Origin of the sequence: Mesoplasma coleopterae (assembly GCF_002804245.1) — a bacterium.
Taxonomy (GTDB): Bacteria; Bacillota_I; Bacilli_A; order Mycoplasmatales; family Mycoplasmataceae; genus Mesoplasma; species Mesoplasma coleopterae.
Window position 1 is genome coordinate 446,957 of the sequence record NZ_CP024968.1, and the last position, 22,094, is coordinate 469,050.

Here is a 22,094-nt window from a genome sequence, read left to right on the forward strand (position 1 = left end):
TTTATTTTCTCCTACTCATGTATTCTACATAAAAGTGCTCTTTTTCCACTATATTTATTTTATCAAAATTATCATAATTAAAGTTTTTGATATGTATATTTCCTTCAAAATGATTTTTGATAACACTTCTTATTATTTCGTCACAGTCATCAAAGAATAGTTCATAAATTTGGCTACCACCTATTATATAAATATCTTTTGATTCCATTCCTTTAAATTTACCAATGATTTCTTCTCTGTTATTTATGAATATTAAATTATCTTTTTCTAAATGCTTATACTTATTTGTATCTCTTGTTAGCACATAATTAATACGATTTGGCAATCCTTTAAAGTTCATCGATTCAAAAGTCTTGCTACCCATTAATACATTTTGATTCAATGTTGTATTTCTAAAATGCTGCATTTCTTCTTTAATTGATCAAGGTAATGAATTATCTTTACCTATCACTCCATCTTTTGTTTGTGCTCAAATCATTTTAATCATTTTGTTTCACCGCCATACCAACTGAGTATTTTTTTTCATGTGAAATTGAAATTAATATATTTTTTAATTCCTTATTTAAAATAATTGGTGTTTTTTCAGTATAACCTATATTAATTTTACTCATCACAAAATTTTGATCATTATTTAAAGTTTTAATGATTGCTTCTTTAACTGCTCATCTGCCTGCAACAAATTCAATCTTAGATTTTTTTGACAATATTGTTTGTAACTTATCAAGTTCAGAACTTGATAAAACTTTATTTAAAAAACTTTGTCTTAAATTAACTCTTTTATTTTCAACAATATCAATTCCAATTTTTTCTATCATACTTTATCCTTTATTTTATTTAATTTTATCAATTTATGGCAAATAAAAAAACCTCACGCTAACATTTGTGAGGTTTTCAATTAGTTTATTGATACTTTTACATTAAAATCATTAATTTGTTTGTATTCAATCTGTGCTGCATCTAGCATTTTCTTAGACGCCTTAACTTCGTTTGAATCTTTGTATTTATCTTCAAGATAAAATACTTTTTTAATACCTGCTTGAATAATGATTTTAGTACATTCATTACATGGGAATAATGTTACATAAACATCACAATCTGTTAAATTAGTTCTGGCACTCACAATAGCATTTAACTCGGCATGAGCTACATATGGGTATTTAGTATCAATTCATTCTCCTTCTCTTGATCAAGGGAATTTATCATCATCTACACCTCTAGGAAAACCATTATAACCAGTAGATATTATTTGATTTAAATTGTTTACAAGAATAGCACCAACCTGAGTTGAAGGATCTTTACTTCTCATTGCACAAACTTTTGCAACTGTCATAAAGAATTGTTCTCAGCTTAAAAAATCCTCTCTTTTCATTATAATTTCATTCCTAAACTAAAACTTGAAATCGAATCAAATATAGATGCAATATTGTTTACAGTTACTGGAGTAGATTGCATAGGGAAATTATCATTTCAAAATCCTTGTTCAAATCTTCCAATTCATCCAATTTTTGCAATAATTTGGTTATAATGATCAAAATTACCACCAATATTATTTTTTGCATAAAATTGTAAAGCAGTAATAACATTATAGTTATATGCTGGGGCATTTTTAAGAGTTACAACAAATACTATTCCTACAACTATGAAAATAATTAAGAATAAAATTAATATATTTTCTCTTCATGTTCATTCCTTAACTGGTTTTTTAACCAATCCAGCAAAAATAGAACCAAAGATAATACCTGACATTAACACTGAGAATGAACTTAATTGATCTTGACTATTAAAAATAGCTAAGATAATTAAAATTATTGGTCAAATAACTTTAACTTTACCAAATCTTGCAATTGGAGATGTTTCTCCTGAAATATTCATTGATAATATACCAACCATGATTCCTATAATTGGTAGAGAACCAGAAGTTATTGTATATGGAAGTGTAGCTGAAACTACAAATCCAAGTGTTATATATGCTAAAACAAATGAAATAGCTAACTTTCAAACATTACCGATAATAATTTCAGTAATTTTACTTATTGAAAATAATGACGTTGTTAATAAGAAAATCATTAATGCACTAAACAATATACCATTAGCAGAATCCATCGCACTAAATCCATAAGTAAATATTCTTCATCATTGCCCACCAGCAATTGTTAGTGTTTGATTGGTCCCACCAAATATAATCATTGGTGCTTGTCACCAAACAGTTAATAAATAAGAAGGTTTTTCTGGGCCACCACTACCATAAGCAACTTCTTGTAGAGTATTTAAATTCATAAATAATCCAATGATTGTAAATGAAACTGGCATTATTATGAAAAAGAATAAGATGATTCAAGTAAAACTTATATTATTGTTTTTAATTTTGTTTAAAGCAATTTTAAAATTGTTCAATTTAATTTCATCATTTAATTCTTCATCTTGAATCTTATTTTCTTTTACTTTTTCTATTGAAATATAACTTTCATTTAATTTTGAAATTAATGGTAAGAATTTAATTAAATTGTTTTTAAGTTTCTCTGGTGTAGTTACAACCAAAATTTCAGTATCGTCTTCAGTTAAATTATTTTCATTTTCACTAATCACAATTTTTAATTTTTTATTTTTTTGATTCATAAAGTTTTTTTGCGCAGTCATTTCAATGTTTGATCAAGTTTCTGTTGAATCTTGAATTTGAACTTCTATCAATGCATACTCATTAGAGTTATTAATAAATAAAACACGTGATTCCTTTATTTTTTTATCCACATTTTTGTATTTGTATTCTTTCTTTAAAAACTTTACTAATGCTTGATAAGTGTTAGATTGTTTTTCAGTCATTTTCAACACCACCCTCCTGAAGAATTTTATCAGTAAATTCTTTTGGTAATTCTGCTTTTAATTTTACCATTTCTTTTGTGATTGGGTGTAAAAATTCTAATTTATAGGCGTGAAGCATTTGTCCGAAATCAGTTTGCTTTTCAGCTAATTTACCATATGCAGGGTCATTAACTATAGGATGTTTAATAAAATTGAAGTGAACTCTAATTTGGTGTGTTCTACCTGTTTCAATTGCACATTTAACTAAAGTAGTTTTATCTAAGCGCTTAATAACATCAAAATTTGTTACTGCATATTTAGAATTTTTTGATGTTACCATCATTTTTTTACGATCATTTTGATGTCTTCCAATTGGTGCGTCAATGATTCCTTTGTCTTCTTTAATTTCTCCTCAAACTAAAGCTACATATTCCTTATATATTTCATGGTTCTTTAACATTTCGGTTAATACTTGATGTGATTTATCATTTTTGGCAACAATTAATAAACCTGTTGTTTGTTTATCTATTCTGTGAACTATTCCTGGTCTTTCAATACCACCAATTGTACTTAAAAACTCAGCATCTCTTCCTAATAGTGCATTAACCATTGTTCCTTCTGTATTTCCTGCTCCAGGGTGCACAACCATGTTATTTGGCTTGTTAACAACCAAAATATCGTTATCTTCATAAACAATATCCAAATCAATTTTTTCAGGATTAATTGTTGATGCTTTAACTTCGGGAATATTAATTTCTATTTCAACATCTCCAATTAAATTAAAGTTTTGTTTTGTTTCAACATTACCATTAACTATTACATTTCCATCTTTGATCAAAGTTTGAATGTAACTTCTTGAATATTCAGCAGATTCAGCTAAAGCATCTACTAAGTATTTATCTAACCTTACTTTTTCAACATTAGCTTTTAACATCATTTTTATCTACCTCTTTGTTTATTTCTTTTTCTTTTTTTGGCTTAAATATGTTGACTATTTCTATAATGAAGCACAATGCTCCGATTCCAACCCCTATATTTACTCACATATCAGCTAAATTAAATATATAGCCTGAAGAACCTAAGAAGTTAAAACCTCATACAAACATGTCTACTACTCCACCATAAATCTCTTGCCCATCTCTAATAGTAGCTGGTGCTCATGCTCTTGCTAATAAATTTGCAAAACCACCAGCTAATAATATTGAACAGGTGATGATTCATTTTTTATCATTTAAAAATATGAATACAATAATCAGTACTGCCACAAATAATGTTGCTAAAGTTATTGTTTTAGCTAAGCCTTCTGCATAATCTCCGCGACCATAAGCAGAACCTAGATTTATTTTGTATTGAAGATTTAAAAATCCATTTATAAGTGTTTTTGAATCGTTTTCTTTCATTGTTGCGACAACAATTCATTTGATTATTCAATCTGAGAGTATCAAAAAACTCATTATAGGGGTAGCCACAATTAGTTTAAATTTTCACTTAAAATTATATGATTTTAAACCTAAAATTAAATTAGATATTTTATTTTTAAACATATTTATTACCCCTTAAAAATATTTATAATGATTTTACTACTGAATTACATCTTTCACAAATTTCATCATTAATTAATGTGTCAAATATTCCTCAACATCTTTCACATTTTGCTCCTTGTTTTGGTTCAACACCAACATAAGCTACTTTTTGTTCTGATAAATTTGAACAATCACTTGTGAAATTTAATGAGTTAACAATAAAGATTTTTTCTAATTCTGATGTTGATTCAATATTTTTAAATTCATCTTTTAAACAAACATTAACAACAGCTTCAAAACCTTTATTAATAATTTTTTCTTCTCTTGCGATTTCTAATGCTTTATTCACGTCATCTCTTAGAATCATAATATTATTTCATTTATTTAAAAATTCATCTGATTCAATGAAATCTTGTTTTTTATTATCTAATAAATGAACAGATTCAACTTTTTGTAAATTAACCATTGATTGGTAAACTTCCTCAATTGTATGAATTAATACTGGTCTTAATAAATCTATTAACATTCAAAGTTGTTCATATAAAACTGTTTGAACTTGTCTTCTTCTTAAAGAATCTTTTTGTTCAATATATAAAATATCTTTAATAAAGTCTAAATAGAATGAAGATAAATCTTTAGTTACATAATTTATTACTAAGTTATAAACTTGGTTATATGCTAAGTTATCATAAGCTTCGCTAGCTTTATTTTTAATAACACTTAAATTATGTAAAGCATATCTATCAACTTCAGTTAAATCTGATTGATAATCTTTACTTGGATCAAAATCAAATAAGTTTGCTAAAATAAATCTCATTGTATTTCTTATTTTTCTGTAAGATTCCCCGATTTGTTTAATAATTTCAGGACCAATTTTTTGATCATCAGTGTAGTCTGTTGAAGCTACTCATAATCTTAAAATATCTGCTCCTTGTGTATTTGCAAATTCAATAGGATCAATTCCATTACCTAATGATTTTGACATTTTATTTCCTTTTTCATCAACTGTCATTCCATGTGAAATAAGTTTTTTATAAGGAGATTTACCTGAATAAATAGTTGAATTAATCATTGACGCATTAAATCACCCACGGTATTGATCATTACCTTCTAAATATAAGTCATATGGTAATGGTAATTTTTCAAATCTTTCACTTAATGCAATAGCACTTGAACCTGAATCAAATCAAACATCTAAAATATCTTTTTCTTTTCTTAAGTTTTTATTTCTGTAAGTTTCAGGTAAGAATGTATCTGCTGGTTTATCAAACCATGAGTTTGTTCCAAGTTCAGCAATTTTATCAATAGCAAATGCTAAGATTTCGTTGTTTAACACTAACTTATCATTTTCATCATAGAATGCAATAATTGGTACACCTCATAATCTCTGACGCGAAATAGTTCAATCAGTTCTATCTTCTAACACTTGATATAAACGTTTTTTGGCTCACTCTGGTTTTGTTGTTATTTTATCAACATTAGCTAAGATTTGTTCTTTAGCTTTATCTAAACCAATAAATCATTGTGAAGTACAACGATATATAACTGGTTTTTTAGTTCTTCAGTCATGTGGATAAGAGTGAGAAACAAATTTTAATTTTAATAATCTTTGTTTAGCATCTAAATCCATTCCAACAATTTTGTTTGCATCTTCATAAAATACACCAACTAGTTCTTTATTAAATTCAGCAATTTCGTTTGTGAATTTTCCTTGATCATCAATTGGGGCAAATGGTTCTAAACCGTGTTGTTTTACGATTAAGTAGTCATCTTCACCAAATCCACCTGCAATATGAACAATACCTGTTCCTGCTTCGTCTGTAACATGGTGTCCAATTACAACTTGATTAATTTTTTGTTCATACAATGGGTGAGCATATTTAATACCCGCAATTTCAGGTCCTTTTAGAGTTTCTAAAATTTCAAATGTTTCTCAACCAATTTGTTCAGCCACTTTATTAACTAATGACGACGCTAAAATAAATTTTCTATTGTTTGCTTTAACAATATTATATTCAATGTTTTCACCAACTGCAGCCATTTGGTTTGAAGGTATAGTTCAAGGTGTTGTTGTTCAGATAACAATTTCAGTATCAGTATCAATTTTTTCATTACCTTCAACAATTTTCATAGCTACAAAGATAGTTGGTGATTTAACATCTTTATATTCAATTTCTGATTCAGCTAAAGCAGATTCACTTGAAGGAGATCAGTAAATAGGTTTTAAGGCTTTGTAAACCATTTCTTTTTCATACATTTTCTGAAATAATCTTAATTCACTAACTTCAAAATCATGCGTCAAAGTTATATATTTAACATCACTATTTGAGAAAATACCTAAACGCTTAAATTGATTTGCTTGATTTGCAACTTGTTTCAAAGCGTAATCTTTACACATATTTCTAAATTCAACTGCAGGTGTTTTTTTACGATCAATACCCATTTTAGTAACAGCTGTTTCAATAGGTAATCCATGTGTATCTCATCCCATGATAAAAGGAGCTAAATATCCATTAGCATTTTTTCATCTGATTATCATATCTTTTAAAGTTTTGTTTAACGCGTGACCAATATGTAAATCACCATTAGCATATGGTGGACCATCATGTAGCATGAATAAAGGCTTACCTTCATTTATTTTTTGCTTTTGATCATAAATATTTTTTGTTTCTCACATTTCTTGAATTACTGGTTCTTTATCCTTTAATCCGGCTCTCATGTCAAAATCCGTTTGACCTATTAATAATGTATCTTTATAAATATTTTTCATTTTCTAATCTCCTTTTAAAAATAAAAATCGCTCCTATATAAAGGAGCGATTAACCGCGGTACCATCCTAATTAATAAATTAAAACTTAATTTATCATCTTCAAGGTTTTAACGGTCCCACCGCAGAATTCTACTCAATATAATTTTTCTTTTCTGTTAAAAAAAGGTGATATCTTTTAAATGTTATTACTAGTTCACACCATACACTAGTTCTCTCTAAATAATTGATTTAAAAAACTTGTCCTTTAGTTTTTATAATAATATTTTATCTTATTTTTGATTAAATTTGATGTTTTTTTACAAATTCAGTTGTTCTTAAAATGTAATCTTCAGTAAATTTGATAATCGATTTAGTGTGATTAATTCCAGTATCATAAATAATCAATTCGTTTGCCTCTGATTCTTCAATATTATTTTTAACATCATGCATTTTGAAACTATCCAAAAAGTTTGTTACTCGATCAAATCTATTATGAATATACATAATCGGTATATATTTATGTTTTGCTTCAATTAAATTAATAAAATCAAGCTCGACTAGGTTTACGCCATATTCATTTTTATAAATTTTTAACATATCTTCTAATACTAGGTTAACGTAGTTTTCAAATATTTTTGGAGCATTATTAGCAACCATTCTTCTTAAAAGTTTTGAAACTGACATATAAGCTGAATCAGAGATTGCTCATTTAATATTATTTTCTTTAACAAATTTTTCTTCTGTTAAAGCTAAATAGTTAATCGTAAATCCACCCATACTTGTTCCAACAAGACCTATTTCTTCTGGTTTATAATTTTGTGTTACTCATGAAATAATTGTCATTAAGTCTCACTTTTCTTTGTAACCTCAAGTTACAACATCACTATCACTTGATCCATGATTTCTGAAATCAAAAGTTATGATATTGTATCCTAATGAACGGTAGTGTCAAGTTAAATATAAAACATTGAATCTTCCAGAATTAAACCCATGTACTCCTACTACTCATTTGTTACTTGGCTTCGGGTTTAGTCATACACTTGCGACTATTTTTACGCCATCTTTTGAAAGAATTGTAAAGTTAGATGTTGGGTTTTTATATTCTTTTATTTTTAATTTCTTATTTGAATTCCTATTAGTTGAATTAAAGTTATTAATCGCTTTAACAAAATTAATTTTTAAGCTAGCAGCTTCTTCACGTTGTTTGATTATTTTTGAGAAACTTGAGTTCCACATTTGAATCATTTTATGTGCTAATGTTGAATATTCTGACATAATAACCTCTTTTCTATTATTTATATTTTACTATAAACATACAAATAAAAATGAAATAAAAAAATAAGCAATGCTTATTTCCTAATTAATATTTTATAAATGTTACCTTCAATTTTTTTATAGATACCATCGTTAATGTATATTACGCCTGATATAAAATCAATAATTCTTCTTTTTTCTGCTTTTTCTAATTCAGAAAGATCTATTAAAACAATTTTATTAACTTTCAATTCATCTGCAATTTTTGCTGCATCTGAAAATGAAACTGGTTTAATTATTTCAGTTCTTTTTGAAGGAATATCTTGGTTAATTGTGTTTAATTCACTCTCTTTTGAATATTCCACTTCTTCATTAGTAGATTCGATTTCTTCATCATAAATGCTGTATGCATTTACATCCGCTAAAGCTTGATCTGTTTCCCCTGATTCAAATCTTTTAGCTTTTACTTTATCTAATAGTTCTTTAATTTTCATTTTATTCTCCTACTACTTCAAAAATGTTGGGAAATCATCTTCAGTTTCGTCAGAATAATTTGAAGTTGTGTTATTTGCAGAATGCATTGTTTGGTGTGCATGTAATACATCTTCTTCAAAAGATGTTTGAACTTTTGGTTCTTCTTCAACATGAGTTGACTTATAAAGACTTGAAGTTCTTAAGTTAGCAAATGTTGATGTTGCGTTTGATTTTGTTCCTAAACTTGTTGTTGTTTTCATCATTTCTTCATCAAATCCAGTAGCAATAACAGTTACAACTAATTCATCTTTTTCAGTTAGTTCCTTATTAATAGCAACTCCAAATACAATGTTTACCTCTGGATTATCAATTGCTTGGTTAACAACGTCAACAACATCATAAGCATCATTTAATGATATCCCTTCTCCACCAGTAACATTAACAATAACATCTTTAGCTCCTGCAATAGCAGCTTCTAGTAAAGTTGATGAAATAGCATCATTTGCTGCTAAATTAGCTTTATCTGGCCCTGTTCCTAATCCAATTCCAAATAATGCATTTCCTTTTTTAGACATAACTGTTTTAACATCAGCAAAGTCTAAATTAATTAATGCAGGAACTGCAATTAAATCTGTAATTGTTTGAACACCTTGTTTTAAGATTGCGTCGGCTTCCCCAAATGCTTCTTGAATAGGTTTAGCTCCAATAAATTCTAATAAACGGTCATTTGAAATAACGATTGTTGAATCAACATATTTTTTTAATTCAATAATTCCTTCTTCAGCAAAAGTATTTCTGTATTTTCCTTCAAATCTGAATGGTTTAGTTACAATAGCAACAACTAATGCTCCTGTTTCCTGAGCAATTCTTGCAATAACTGGAGCAGCACCTGTTCCAGTTCCTCCACCCATTCCAGCTGTTACGAAGATTAAGTCAGCACCTTCAAGTGCAGCTTTTAATTCATTTTCTGATTCTAATGCAGCTGTTTTACCTACTTCAGGGTTTGCTCCAGCTCCCAATCCTTTAGTTGATTTTTCACCTAAAATGATTTTATTTGGGACATTTGATCCTGCTAAAACTTGTGCATCTGTATTTGCTATATAGAAATCAACACCATGTGCTCCTTGTTCAAACATTCTTGATACGGCGTTGTTTCCACCACCACCAACTCCAATTACTTTTATTTTGGCTTTTTGACTAAATTCTTGTGCATTATTGTTCATATTTTTTCCCCTTTTATGCTTCTACTTTATCTATTATTATACCATCATTTTTTAAATATAATTGACTACTTGCTTTATTTTGACCGCTGAAATCATCATAAAATGAAAACTGCATATTAAGACCTGCATTAGTGATTTTTTGTTTTTTAGTTTTAATTTGATTTGTAATAAATTTATTTGCAATTTTATTAATGAAACCATAGCTCTCAAAGTGTTCATTATTTTTTAAAGCTCCTATAATTTTTACTTGATTGATGTAGTCAGATGAAACTTTATTATTTGAAATTAAAGATATTCCATTTGGAATTTCTTGAATTAAACCAAAATTAAATATTGGTGTTACAACAAAATCAATTTTTTCTTTTGAAACAAATGATTCTTTAATTTCTTTATAGGCTTCTTTAACGTATTTTTTCACGATTAATTGAATTTGTTCACCAGATAATGTTTTAGTAATTACTGAGTTTTTAAATTTTAATAGTATTGTTCTTAAAATGTTTGATGAATCAAAGTTTATGTTGTTGTATAGGTAATGTTTACTCATTTCATCACTTAGTCCAAATTCATCTGATAATTTTGAAATAACTTTATTCATTCCAATATTTGTTGAAGTATATTCAATAAATGATCCATTTTTAAATAATCCAGCTTCGATATGTTCTTCTTTTCAGTTAACAACAACAATGTCGTTTTCATCTTTTCCAGGTCTTTGAATTGAGTTGTATAAAGCTTCAAGATTAGTCATGAAAGAATTTTGACTGTCTTCAACTTTTTCAATTACATTTTTATGTGTATCATAAACTTTTTTGAAAATTGATCTTACTGAAACAGTTAATTCAATATTATTACCTTCAACTTTTAAATTTTTATGAGCATATTTAATACCGTCAATTTTAATTTTTGTAAATTGAACATCTAAATGAAATGCATTATTCGCTTGTTGTTCTTTTTTAACGGTTTTCTTGAATAAATCATTAATATATTCTTCGTTAATTAAAATTGTACTTGAACTGTTTATATGATAAGTTCTTGTTGCAAATGCATAAGTTGAACTTGGCAAAATCATAAAAATTTTATTATCTTTAAAATCTGCTTGATCTTTAATAATAGATTTAATAACTGCTGAAATTTCTTTTTTAAGCTCACTTGAAGCTGAACTTTTAACAATCCCATTATCAGTTAAAAAGGTAGAGTTATTTTTAGCTTCAATTTCTTGTTCAAAAATAGAAATAATGTTTTTTTCCAATACTCTATAAGCATTAATCTTAACTACGTTTTTTCTAATTTCTACTGTTGTGAATGTTTTATTATTTCTTATCATAACTTTTACCTCTTTATATTTCTTATTTTTTCTCTATAACTCATAGTTTTGCACTATGGCTTCTGTTATTATTTTCAACTTCTGTGTTTGTCGGTTTTAATGGTTTCTTAAATATCAATTTGAAGTCTTTTGATGATTCAATTTCATAAGGTAAATTGCTTAAGTAAAACTGTTGCTCATCAAGTGTATACTTCTTAAATATATTTTTAACTACTTTTTCTTCTAACGAATGGAAAGTAATAACTACTACTCTTCCTTTCGAATTTAATAAGTTTAAACTTTGCTCTAATGAATTTTCTAAAGTTTCCATTTCATTGTTAACTCTTATTCTTAAAGCTTGAAAAGTTTTTTTAGCTGGGTGTTTTTGTTGTTTCAAAATTTTTGCAGGCAAAGATTTTTTAATTACTGCTACTAATTCAAAAGTTGTATTAATTGGTCTTGAAGCAATAATATTTTTAACAATTGATCTAGCAAACTTTTCATCTCCATAATTTCACAATATTTGCTCAAGTTCATCTTGGCTATAATTGTTAACTATTTCATGAGCTGTTAAATTATTGTTAGTTCTATCCATTCTCATGTCAAGTGGACCATCAAATCTATAACTAAATCCTCTTTCTGCCACATCAAATTGTGGTGAAGAAACTCCTAAGTCATAAAGTATTCCATCAACTTTGAACACTCCTTGCATTGCTAACATTGCTGAAATGTTAACAAAGTTTCCTTCTAAGATTTTGAAATTATCACTAATTTGTTTAAGTTTTTCAGTTCCTTCGCTAATAGCTGTTTCATCTTGGTCAATTGAAAATAATTTACCATTACTTAATCTTTTTAATATTTCACTTGAATGTCCTGCTCTACCAAGAGTGCAGTCAACATAAGTTCCATTTTCATGTATGTTTAAGTAATCAATTGATTCTTTTAATAATACTGGTATATGTTTTTCCATTATTTATTTAAACCTTGATAAATTGTTTCAGCAATTTCTTCCATTTTGTCACTGTTTTCATTTTGATAATTGTCATATGAATTTTGATCTCATATTTCAACTCTGTCACCCATCCCAAGAATGTAAACACTTTTTTCAATATTGGCTAATTTCAATAAGTTGTTAGGAATTTTAATTCTTCCCATCTTATCAATTTCAACTTCATGAGTATTACCAATAATTTCACGAGTTAACATCCTTGTTTCTTTATTAAAAGAAGAAAGATTTAAGATTTGAGAACTTCATTTTTCAAATTCTTCTTCAGTTCTCATTTCAAGGCTTCCTTCAAAACCTTTAGAAACATAAACTGTTGAGTTCAAAATCTTGTTTCTCATTTTTGAAGGAATGGTAAGTCTTTGCTTATCATCCAGATTATGATCATATGTTCCAAAGAATAACATACCACTTTCCCCCATTTCTTCCCACTTTATAAATATATATTACTATATTTATTCTATTTTGTTAATAAAAAATGCAAAAAGTTATTAAAAATATAAAAATAAACACAAAAAAAGATGAGGAGATCCTCATCTAATTATTATTAACAGAAATTAATCTTGAACAGATTTAACTTCTTTTCCTTTATAGAATCCACATTCTCTACAAACTCTGTGTGGTTTAATCATTGACCCACAGTTTTCGCATGAAACTAAATTAGAAGCTACTAAAGCTAAATGACTTCTTCTTTTATTTTTAGCAGATTTACTTGTCTTTCTAAATGGTACAGCCATCTCAAAACCCCCTTAACATTTTTATTTTTTCTTGAACTCATTTAATTTATCTCATCTCTGATCAACTTTGTTTTGTTCATTTTGATAAAACTCATCTTCAGACATAATTGTCCAACCAAATCCAGTCTTTTTTATTATATCACTATTATTTGATAAATTAAAAGGTAAATTTATATTTATTTGTTCAATTACATAGTTTTTGATATCAAATTCCTCACCAACTATAATGTTAGCATGATCATTTATAGAATCAGAAAATGAATATTCATCACTTCAATCAATTGAATTTGTGTATTCAAATTCTTCACCAGTTCTAGAATCAATTGCATCAAGTGTAAAATTGATCACACCATTAACGCTTACAGTTTTGATTGAGTCAACTCAATCGACATCAATGTCATAATCTAAATATTTAATTTTTTTAACTAGTACATTATTAAGTTTAATATCATCTAAATCACTAATTACTTCAGTTAATTCTGTATGTACATTTTTTTCAAAATATTGTCTATTCATCATGTTATCTAACTTTAATATTAAGCTCTTTTAAATTATTTAATATTCTTTCAAAATCATCATTAATTTCTTTTTCAGTTAATTGGTGGTCTAAACTATTAAATGTTAATTTAACAGTTAAAGATGAAATATTTTGTTTATTCATTTCATCATCAGAGTATTTGTCAATTACTTTGTAATTAGTTAAGTAATTTAAATCTTTTAACATTGCTTTAACAACTGAGTCAAATGAAACATTATTTTCCAACTCAAAAGAAATATCTCTTGTTGATTGTTGGAATTTTGAAACCTCATTAGTTACATGTACTTTATCTGCTATTTCTAATAATAAGTTTAAGTTTACTTCACAAATGAATGTTGGAAGAATTTTATTAGCAGATTCAAATGCTGGGTTTAATTTATAAATAAATCCAACTTTTTTATTTTTATGTTTGATAACAGCATTAATGTATGGGTGAATTTCATCAATTACTTTTTCATTAACTTCAAATGTTATATTAGAAGCATTAATTCTGTATAAATCTAAGATACTCATTAATACTGAGCTTATATAAGCATAATTTGATTTAATATGTACTTGATTTAATGAATCAGAGATTGCTTCACCTGATACACCAAAACATAAGTTAGATTGTCTAAATCCATTTAATGCAAATATATCCGCCATTTCAAAAAATTTAACTGATTTATTACCATTATTAGCATTAAAAATAATTGTTTCAATCATTGATTTTGATAAATTGTTTCTAAATGTTTCACGTTGACTTGATAGAGGACTCATTAATATTACTGGATCTTTAACTTTGAATAGGTTTCAAGTTTTATTTGATTCAATATCAGTTAATGAATAAGTTTTAATGTTATTAAATCCTGCACCAACTAAATAATCGCTTAATTTATCTTTAAGTTTTTTATCTAAATTTTTAGTTTTCTTAAAACTTACATATTCTAATGGTTGCTCAATAATGTTGTCATAACCATATAATCTAGCTATTTCTTCACAAAGATCATTTTTACCATATAAATCTGTTCTATTTTTATCAACAGTAAATGTTAATTCTGATTTCTTAACAGATATATCAATATCTAATGTTCTAAATAAACCTATTATTTCTTCAATTGTAATTTCAATACCTAGAATATCTTTAACTTTTTCTAAAGTAATTGAATAAACGTTATCATAATTTTGCTTTTGAACACTTGTTACTATTTTTTGTACGTCTTCAATCATTTTATATTCATTTAAGATTGTAACTAACTCTTCAATCCCTTGATCATAAAGATTTGGATTTAAAGGCTTAGCATATCTTTGCGTATCAACATTACTTATGTTTAAGTTTTTTTGTTGTTTACGCATTGCGATTTGATCAATGTTCAACATAACAACTAACATTGTATTTGTGTCTTCTGTGACTTTAAATTTTTCTTCAGTTTTTAAACCTAAAATATTTACAACATCTTTACCAGATTTTAAAACAATCAATTCCTTTTCATCAATAATTTGTTTTGTCAAAGTCAATTCTCTATTAACTTTTTCAGCATCAATTAAAATAAAAGGTTGCCCTGAAATTAAAGTTGCCATATTAGCAATATTTTCAAATTTATTTTCCGCTGATTTAACGTTAGAATGTTTTAATCAAACATCATGAGATGAATCAAAAGGTGTATTTGTGTTTTTTAAACCAATGAAAGTATGTGAAACTGTGTTTACTACTTCTTCAATTTTCTTATTTATTTCAATATTAATTGATTCAGTTGTTTTTTCAAATTTAACTTTGTGTTCTGAATGATTAATTTGTAAATCAAAGTAATTTGCAATTTCTTTAACTAACTGTTTTGCAGCTAATGCGTCGCTTCTATTTAAAGTTAAGTCTACTTCAAATGTGTAGTCATCATAGTTCAATACTTCACTAATCTCTTTTCCAACCATTTCATCCATATTTTTAAAGATTGAATTAATGTAGTAAACATCAATTTGTTCAGATTCAGTTAGAACCGAGTTAGGTAATCCAATTTCATTGAAACCACAGAACATACCTTCAGAAATAATTCCTAAAATTTCTCTATTTTCCAATTCAAGTCCGTTGGCCAATTTAGCACCTGGTAAAGCTACAATTGCAAATTTATCTTCTTCAATATTTCTTGATGTTGACAAAATTGTTGCATATTTGTTTTCACCAATACGAGTTTTTGTTTTTTTTAATTTTGTTCCTTCAATTAGATCAACTTCTTCAATATGACCAATAACTAATTTTGTATTTAATTTTGAATAATCAATTTCTTGTTCCACTTCAAACCCTAAAGAGTTTAGACATACTGAAATTTGCTCATTTGTTATATTAGAAAGGTCTAAATATTTTTCTAATCATTTTCTTGTAATAATCATGTTCTATCTACTCCCCATAAAATTTAAATTGTTCTAAGAATTTAACATTGTTTTCGTATAAGTTTCTAATGTTCGAAATTCCAAATTTAAGCATTGCTATTCTTTCAATACCAGCTCCAAAAGCTAAAGCAGTATTTTTTTCTGGATCCATTCCATTTAACAACATTACTTGTTCATTAATAATTCCTGATCCTAAAATTTCAATTCATCCTGAATATTTACATATTGAACAACCTTGACCAGCGCATTTAAAACAGCTTACATCAACTTCTACACTAGGTTCAGTAAATGGGAAAAGACTTGGTCTTAATCTGATATTAACTTCTTCACCAAATAATCTTTTACACATGTATTTTAATACTCATTTCAAATTAGCAAAAGTAATTTTTTTACCAATACATAATAAGTCTAACTGCATGAATTGGTGTGAGTGAGTTGCATCATCATCGTCTCTTCTATAAACATTACCAATAGCTACACAAGCATAGTTACCTTCAAAGTTTTTATCTTCTGCCATTTGAGTTAAAACTCTAGCAGTCATGTGTGTACAATGAGTACTTAAAACTGTTTCTTCATCGATATAGAAAGTATCTTGCATATCTCTAGCAGGGTGACCAACTGGTAAGTTTAATTTTTGGAAGCAGTATTCATCACTTTCAACATCATTCCCATTTAATACATCAAATCCAATTTCAGTAAAGATTTGAGTAATTTCTTCAACAACAATATTAAGAGGGTGTTTAGTACCAAATTGTGCCAATGAACCAGTTAGTGAAACGTCAATTTTTTCACTTGCTAATTTTGCATCAAGTTCTTCTTTTTTGACTCTTGTTACAAATTCATCAATAGTTGAAGTAATGAATGTTCTTAATTCATGACTTGCAATACCAATTGCTTGTTTATTTTCAGCATCAGAATCTTTTAAAGATTTTAAAATTTCACTTAATTCTGATTCCTTACCTAATAAAGATTTTTTTAATTTTTCAGCATCATCAACTGTTTTAACTTTATTTAAATCAGCTACGAATTGCTCTTTAATCTTATTAATTTTTTTTATCATAAAACTCCTTTTGCTATTTTAATAAAGCTGTTTGTTTTAAAGAAACTAACTTCATTTCATTTTCTTTTAAATTTTCTTCATATGCTTGAACAACTATCCCAATAATTGAATTACTATGTTCTTCTTTTAATACTGATTTTAATTTTTTAAACACAAAGTTTTGAAAACTATTTTTATACTTTTGTATTTCATAATCGAAATATAAATTTGTATCATAGTGTTTATTATTAAGCATTTTAATCTTAATATCTTCATTTCAATAAATCATTTGTTCAATCAAAATATCATTAATAAAAGTTTTTGTTGAACTATATATGAAAGATAAAAATTCTTCATATATATTGTAAATAATTTTATCATTATTAGTTTGAATTAGGTAGTCCCATATTGTTTGTTCTACTTCTTTATTGAAAATTCTAATTTGATCAATTACTTCATTAAAGTTAGAAACTGTTTTTCTTGTTAATTCTTTTTTGTATTTCATATTTAAATATTTTAAGAATCTTGGTTTAGAAATAATTTCAAACAAGTTTGTAAACTCTCAGGTAAAGTTTATATCAAAGACTTTTGCTGTTTGATCTTTTTTAACTCTAGTGTTTTCAAAGTGATTTATTATTGATTGTTTTACTTCCATATTTCTCCTAAGCTAAATTTGTTATTTGAGTTAAAGGATTTTTTTTAACTTGTTTATTTGATGCATATCATCCAAATAGTAAAACTACTGACATAACTGATAAAGTTATTAAAATAGTTTTTAAATCAACTGTCATAAAAATATAAACACTAAACTTATTTGCTATTCATGTTAATAATATTTTTCAGAATATAACAGATGCAATATATGCAGCTATAAAAGATATTAAAGCCCCAATAGCATAACTACCCATTACAACTCAATTTATTTCTTTATCTTTATAACCTAAAGCTTGTAGAGTTAATATAATTATTTTAGCTTCTTCAACTATGATACCAATAATTACAACTAGAATTATTGCAAGAAGAACAGTTGTTAATAATACAAATATTAACATAACTCTATCAACTATTTCAGTTGCTTTATTTATAACTAAATTATTTATGATAAAAGAAACTGTTGATGTTCTTGAAGAAAAGTTTAAGAAATATGGATTGACAACAGATTTTAAGTTTGTAGTCACATTCGGACTCAAAGAATTAGTATATTTGAAAACTGGTCTTAAAATATCTAACATTATCGGTGTATCTTCATTAATTAAAATTGATGAATTTTTTTCAATAATTTTAATTGAATAAAATAATTCCATAAAATCACTAGTTTTTGTATTAACTGAAATCATTTCATTTTTTGAATATAAACTTGAAAATCTCACTGGAAGGCTTTCATCATAAAATTTAGTTTTAAAGTCTTCTGAATTAATTCAAATATTATCTGTGCCCAATTTTATAGTTTCTGCTTTATTAATTCCTACAACTCTAAGTTGAACTGTCTGGGGATCTAATGTTTTAGTTCTAAAATCTATAATGTCGTTAATCTTTATATTTTGATTTCTAGCCATACTATATGGAATTATTGCATTAACAATATTTGAATCTGCATTCTCTTGAGCTGAATTTTTAAATCTTTCAATTTCAGAAGTTGATACATCTTCAAAATTAAACATATTTTCAAAATTTCCATATTGATTAGACTGAGTATTTACTAATCTTGCATAAACATCAACATCATTATATTGGCCGCTTTGCGATAAACCAATTCAGTCAAATAAGACTTCATTTTTTTTATCATACATAACATTATTAATATTTAACATGTAATCATTTTCATCATAATTATCAAAATCTGTTAATTGTGTTGTTTGAAACACATTTGTTGCAACCGAGTTCATATTTGTAAAATTAGCTCTAACTAAAAGCGGTATATACTGTTTTAAATCATTAGAAAATATCTCATCAATTTGAGTTAATAATCAATTGTCTAATAAATTTCTTTGTTTTGTGTCATAGATATTAACTTTATTAATTAGCTTGTTTGTGTATAATTTTTGATACGCACTATCAATATATTTTTCTGTTGTTGTTGCTCCAATTAGATCGTTTTTCTCAATTATTTGATTAGACTTACCTATAATTTCTTGTAATGCAGAAATTGTTAAATCAATTTGAGCTATTTTTACTGCATAAATGTAAGATAAATCCTTACTGAAAATATGTTTTACAATATCAGATTGCATAGATGCAATTGATAAAGAATTACTTTCATTTGTTCTTTCATTTAAATCTAATATTTGAGAAGTTGTTCCAGTTAATTTAATTTCCTCAACACCTTTTATAAAAGCAGAATTTTTAGAATTTAAATTATATGACATAATTGTTTTTATAAAACTATTATTACTACTTTCTTCTGACCTTAAATCATTTGTTTTAATGTTCAACATATTGTTTAAAATGAAATACATTTCACTTCTTGGTAATAAGAAATTAACTTTATCAGTTGAATTTAATGTCATAAAGTAGTTATTAGTCATTTGAATTACTGCATCTATTCTAAATCTATATTCTTCTGAAGACGTTTTGTTCAAATATTCATTTGTATTTTTATATTCAGAATAATCATTATAATCAGGAGATGTTTTATTTCATTCATATTTGTAATTAAATTTAGTTTGTCCTTTAGTAATATCTAGTGTTGGATTAGAATTTCATCAATTATAGTAATGATCTGTTTTTTCGTTATAAACTGAAAACGATTGATTTAACATTTTTGTCATTAAACTTTGAGCACCAAATAATAATATATAAGTAAATGATGCACATGCAAATAATGCTTGAACAGTATAAAACTTCCCTTTTGAAGTTCTAACAAAAGCTCTTCTCAATCTTCAATTGAAAAACTTTTCTCCTGCGAATATTTTTTTAAATAATATTCCTTGTTTTATATTAGCTTTTGTTTTTCTACTATTAGACATTAATGATAAAACAGGCTCTTTTATATATAAGATAGTTGTTATGTAACTTATTAGAATAAAAAGTAATGGTATAAGAATAAATAAAGAAAACAAGAATAGTGGACTTACATAAATAGTACTAAAGCTAATTGAAACAGTATTTTCAAATGCCTTTGCAGCGAAAGTCTGTATAGGAATAGAAATTATAAACCCAAAGATTAAACTAATAAAAAATAAAATACCAGTTTTTATTGAAAATATTCAACTTAACTCACTAGTTTTATAACCAAATGATTTAAATATTCCTAACTGTTTTCTTGTTTCATTCATTTCTTTTTTAAGTTGGAAATTAATGAATAAGAAAGCTAGCACTAAAATTATAGTTCCTAAAACAACATTTATAATTATTCTAATTTGTAAATTTTCTAATGCTTTAGCAACTTTTGTTTCGCTTCAAGGAATAAAATTATTTTCTAAATTTGATAGTATTTTAACACCATCATTTGTTTTAAATAATTCAAAAGGCATTTCATTTGTTGAGTTTACATTTTTTATCTTTAATTCTAAATTATATGAAGCTTCGTTGCTTAATAGGTTTCAAGAGTAATCTCTAAATTTATTAATGAATTTTTGATTTAAATAAATAAAACCATAATTTTTCATACTTTGTGAAAATGCTGAAAAATTATTACCAGGAACAAAATTGTCAAAAGTTTGTCCAATTCCAACAACTTTAACAGTTGTTGATTGATTTGCAAAAAAACTTTCTGTTGGTAATATACTTTGAATTATTTTGTTTGATAGTATTGCATTAAATATTAAATTATTTGAATTAGCTATAGGCATTTTTATTTCATCGCCTATTTTAATATTATTTTCACTTGCAAAAGCTGATGAAATAATAATTTCAGGTTGCTTGTTTAAATTTCAACTTTCAGTTTTTCTTGATTTTTTATTACCTTTATCAAAAATAATATTATTAAATTCATTAGTTGAATCAGTTCTTATTTCAAAAGTTTGAGAACTAGTTAAAACTCCTGTTTCACTTTTTTGAAATACAAAATTTTTATTAACATTTATTTCATAATTAGATTCATTATTATTCTTATTTAAAATTTCATTAAAAAGTAGTATTCTATCATCATGTTGATATTTTTCATCTGCTAAAATTTTTGAATACTCAGAATTAAAAACTGTATAACTTAAAATTTTAATTGTTTTAGGATTTCAGTTAGCAATTAAATTTTTTATATCGTCAAGATTAGTTATTGATGAAATTGAATTTATATCTTGAATAACACCATTCACATAAGCAAAATTTAATATTCTATATAATGTTGAAAATCCTATACTTGCAACTGAAGAATAAATATTAGTTTCATCATCGTTTTGTAAAAAATTTTCTAAATCATATAAACCTAACTCTAATGATTTTTGAACATGATATTTAAAAACTTCTTGAGGTGTAGGTAATTTAAATTTTGAATCAAAGTTTGTTGAATCTTTGTATGATAATTCAAATGCTGTAGAATTAGCTGATAATCTATATCTTCTTAAAGATGAATTGACTTGTAATGTCATTCTTTCCTTTTCTTCAGAATTAAAATTATTTCAATTTGAATAATAATCTTTGTCTTTTTTATTTATTGAATCAGTTCATAATTTTGCATTTAAAAATTCTATAAATTTAGGATCTAAATAATGTTTTGCATATTTAGTTATAAATTCTTCGCTGTAAAGCATATCTTCATTAGCAGAAGAAAAATTTGAATTATAAGCTACATTTTGTTTTTGAGCTGAATTCATTTTTGAATATATTTGTAAAGGTGTTGCTAACATCCCAATAACTGATGCAGCTAATGTAACAATAAAAATTATCATGAATAAAGTTGATAATCAGTTTTTAAAAAAAGTTTTTAGATAACTTTTCATTATTTTGTTCATTAAAATCACCAAAAAAACCTTTCTTATTTTAAATATATTTTAACATTTATAACTAAAAAAAGAATCCTTACGGATTCTTTCATAACTGTATTCATTAACAGTAGATAAATTAACTAAAGCTAAATTTTTTATGATATATATAGAAATAGGATAATTTTAAGAAAAATAGTCACTTTATACTATTAAAAAATTTTTATAATAA

19 protein-coding genes are annotated in these 22,094 nt (G+C 26.0%); all 19 read right to left on the reverse strand.

All coding sequences use genetic code 4. From position 1 onward, the window contains the following. Position 1 precedes the first annotated feature (1 nt). A complete protein-coding gene (locus tag MCOLE_RS02065; protein WP_100671019.1) occupies positions 2-487 on the reverse strand; it encodes a dihydrofolate reductase in 486 nt (161 codons plus the stop codon). Beyond that, entirely contained in the window at positions 480-815 is a 336-nt protein-coding gene (locus MCOLE_RS02070) for a holo-ACP synthase (RefSeq protein WP_100671021.1), read from the reverse strand. The genes MCOLE_RS02065 and MCOLE_RS02070 overlap by 8 nt, the downstream gene beginning before the upstream one ends. Positions 816-895: 80 nt before the next feature. Beyond that, complete coding sequence (locus MCOLE_RS02075; RefSeq protein ID WP_100671023.1) at positions 896-1,369, reverse strand: deoxycytidylate deaminase; 474 nt, start codon at positions 1,367-1,369, stop codon at positions 896-898. Next, a complete protein-coding gene (locus tag MCOLE_RS02080; RefSeq protein WP_100671025.1) occupies positions 1,369-2,820 on the reverse strand; it encodes a hypothetical protein in 1,452 nt (483 codons plus the stop codon). The genes MCOLE_RS02075 and MCOLE_RS02080 overlap by 1 nt, the downstream gene beginning before the upstream one ends. Next, entirely contained in the window at positions 2,801-3,736 is a 936-nt protein-coding gene (locus MCOLE_RS02085) for an RluA family pseudouridine synthase (RefSeq protein WP_100671027.1), read from the reverse strand. The genes MCOLE_RS02080 and MCOLE_RS02085 overlap by 20 nt, the downstream gene beginning before the upstream one ends. Further along, positions 3,720-4,343, reverse strand: a complete 624-nt coding sequence (locus MCOLE_RS02090; RefSeq protein WP_100671029.1) for a signal peptidase II — start codon at positions 4,341-4,343, stop codon at positions 3,720-3,722. The genes MCOLE_RS02085 and MCOLE_RS02090 overlap by 17 nt, the downstream gene beginning before the upstream one ends. Positions 4,344-4,365: 22 nt before the next feature. Continuing rightward, complete coding sequence (gene ileS, locus MCOLE_RS02095) at positions 4,366-7,092, reverse strand: isoleucine--tRNA ligase (RefSeq protein ID WP_100671031.1); 2,727 nt, start codon at positions 7,090-7,092, stop codon at positions 4,366-4,368. Positions 7,093-7,371: 279 nt separating this feature from the next. Then, positions 7,372-8,349 carry an alpha/beta hydrolase gene (locus MCOLE_RS02100; protein WP_164703852.1) on the reverse strand — a complete coding sequence of 326 codons (978 nt, stop codon included), beginning with the start codon at positions 8,347-8,349 and terminating at the stop codon, positions 7,372-7,374. A 71-nt stretch (positions 8,350-8,420) separates the two neighbouring features. Beyond that, positions 8,421-8,819, reverse strand: a complete 399-nt coding sequence (gene sepF / locus MCOLE_RS02105; protein WP_164704239.1) for a cell division protein SepF — start codon at positions 8,817-8,819, stop codon at positions 8,421-8,423. Positions 8,820-8,831: 12 nt separating this feature from the next. After that, positions 8,832-10,022 (reverse strand): cell division protein FtsZ, encoded by a 1,191-nt coding sequence (gene ftsZ / locus MCOLE_RS02110; protein WP_100671035.1) that lies wholly within the window; start codon positions 10,020-10,022, stop codon positions 8,832-8,834. Between the two features lie 13 nt (positions 10,023-10,035). Beyond that, positions 10,036-11,343 (reverse strand): hypothetical protein, encoded by a 1,308-nt coding sequence (locus tag MCOLE_RS02115; RefSeq protein WP_100671037.1) that lies wholly within the window; start codon positions 11,341-11,343, stop codon positions 10,036-10,038. A gap of 22 nt (positions 11,344-11,365) precedes the next feature. Continuing rightward, positions 11,366-12,292, reverse strand: coding sequence for a 16S rRNA (cytosine(1402)-N(4))-methyltransferase RsmH (gene rsmH / locus MCOLE_RS02120; RefSeq protein ID WP_100671039.1), 927 nt, complete (start codon positions 12,290-12,292; stop codon positions 11,366-11,368). Beyond that, a complete protein-coding gene (gene mraZ / locus MCOLE_RS02125) occupies positions 12,292-12,747 on the reverse strand; it encodes a division/cell wall cluster transcriptional repressor MraZ (RefSeq protein ID WP_099651232.1) in 456 nt (151 codons plus the stop codon). Before mraZ ends, rsmH begins: the two co-directional genes overlap by 1 nt. A 135-nt stretch (positions 12,748-12,882) precedes the next feature. After that, positions 12,883-13,062: a 50S ribosomal protein L32 gene (rpmF, locus tag MCOLE_RS02130; RefSeq protein ID WP_011183295.1), complete on the reverse strand. Its 180-nt coding sequence runs from the start codon at positions 13,060-13,062 to the stop codon at positions 12,883-12,885. Positions 13,063-13,083: 21 nt separating this feature from the next. Continuing rightward, a complete protein-coding gene (locus MCOLE_RS02135) occupies positions 13,084-13,578 on the reverse strand; it encodes a YceD family protein (RefSeq protein ID WP_100671552.1) in 495 nt (164 codons plus the stop codon). A 4-nt stretch (positions 13,579-13,582) separates the two neighbouring features. Next, positions 13,583-15,964, reverse strand: coding sequence for a phenylalanine--tRNA ligase subunit beta (pheT, locus tag MCOLE_RS02140; RefSeq protein ID WP_100671041.1), 2,382 nt, complete (start codon positions 15,962-15,964; stop codon positions 13,583-13,585). Between the two features lie 7 nt (positions 15,965-15,971). Further along, positions 15,972-17,024 carry a phenylalanine--tRNA ligase subunit alpha gene (gene pheS / locus MCOLE_RS02145; protein ID WP_100671043.1) on the reverse strand — a complete coding sequence of 351 codons (1,053 nt, stop codon included), beginning with the start codon at positions 17,022-17,024 and terminating at the stop codon, positions 15,972-15,974. Positions 17,025-17,037: 13 nt separating this feature from the next. Continuing rightward, positions 17,038-17,658, reverse strand: coding sequence for a hypothetical protein (locus tag MCOLE_RS02150; protein WP_100671045.1), 621 nt, complete (start codon positions 17,656-17,658; stop codon positions 17,038-17,040). A gap of 7 nt (positions 17,659-17,665) precedes the next feature. Continuing rightward, positions 17,666-21,892: an ABC transporter permease gene (locus MCOLE_RS02155; RefSeq protein ID WP_100671047.1), complete on the reverse strand. Its 4,227-nt coding sequence runs from the start codon at positions 21,890-21,892 to the stop codon at positions 17,666-17,668. Positions 21,893-22,094 lie beyond the last annotated feature (202 nt).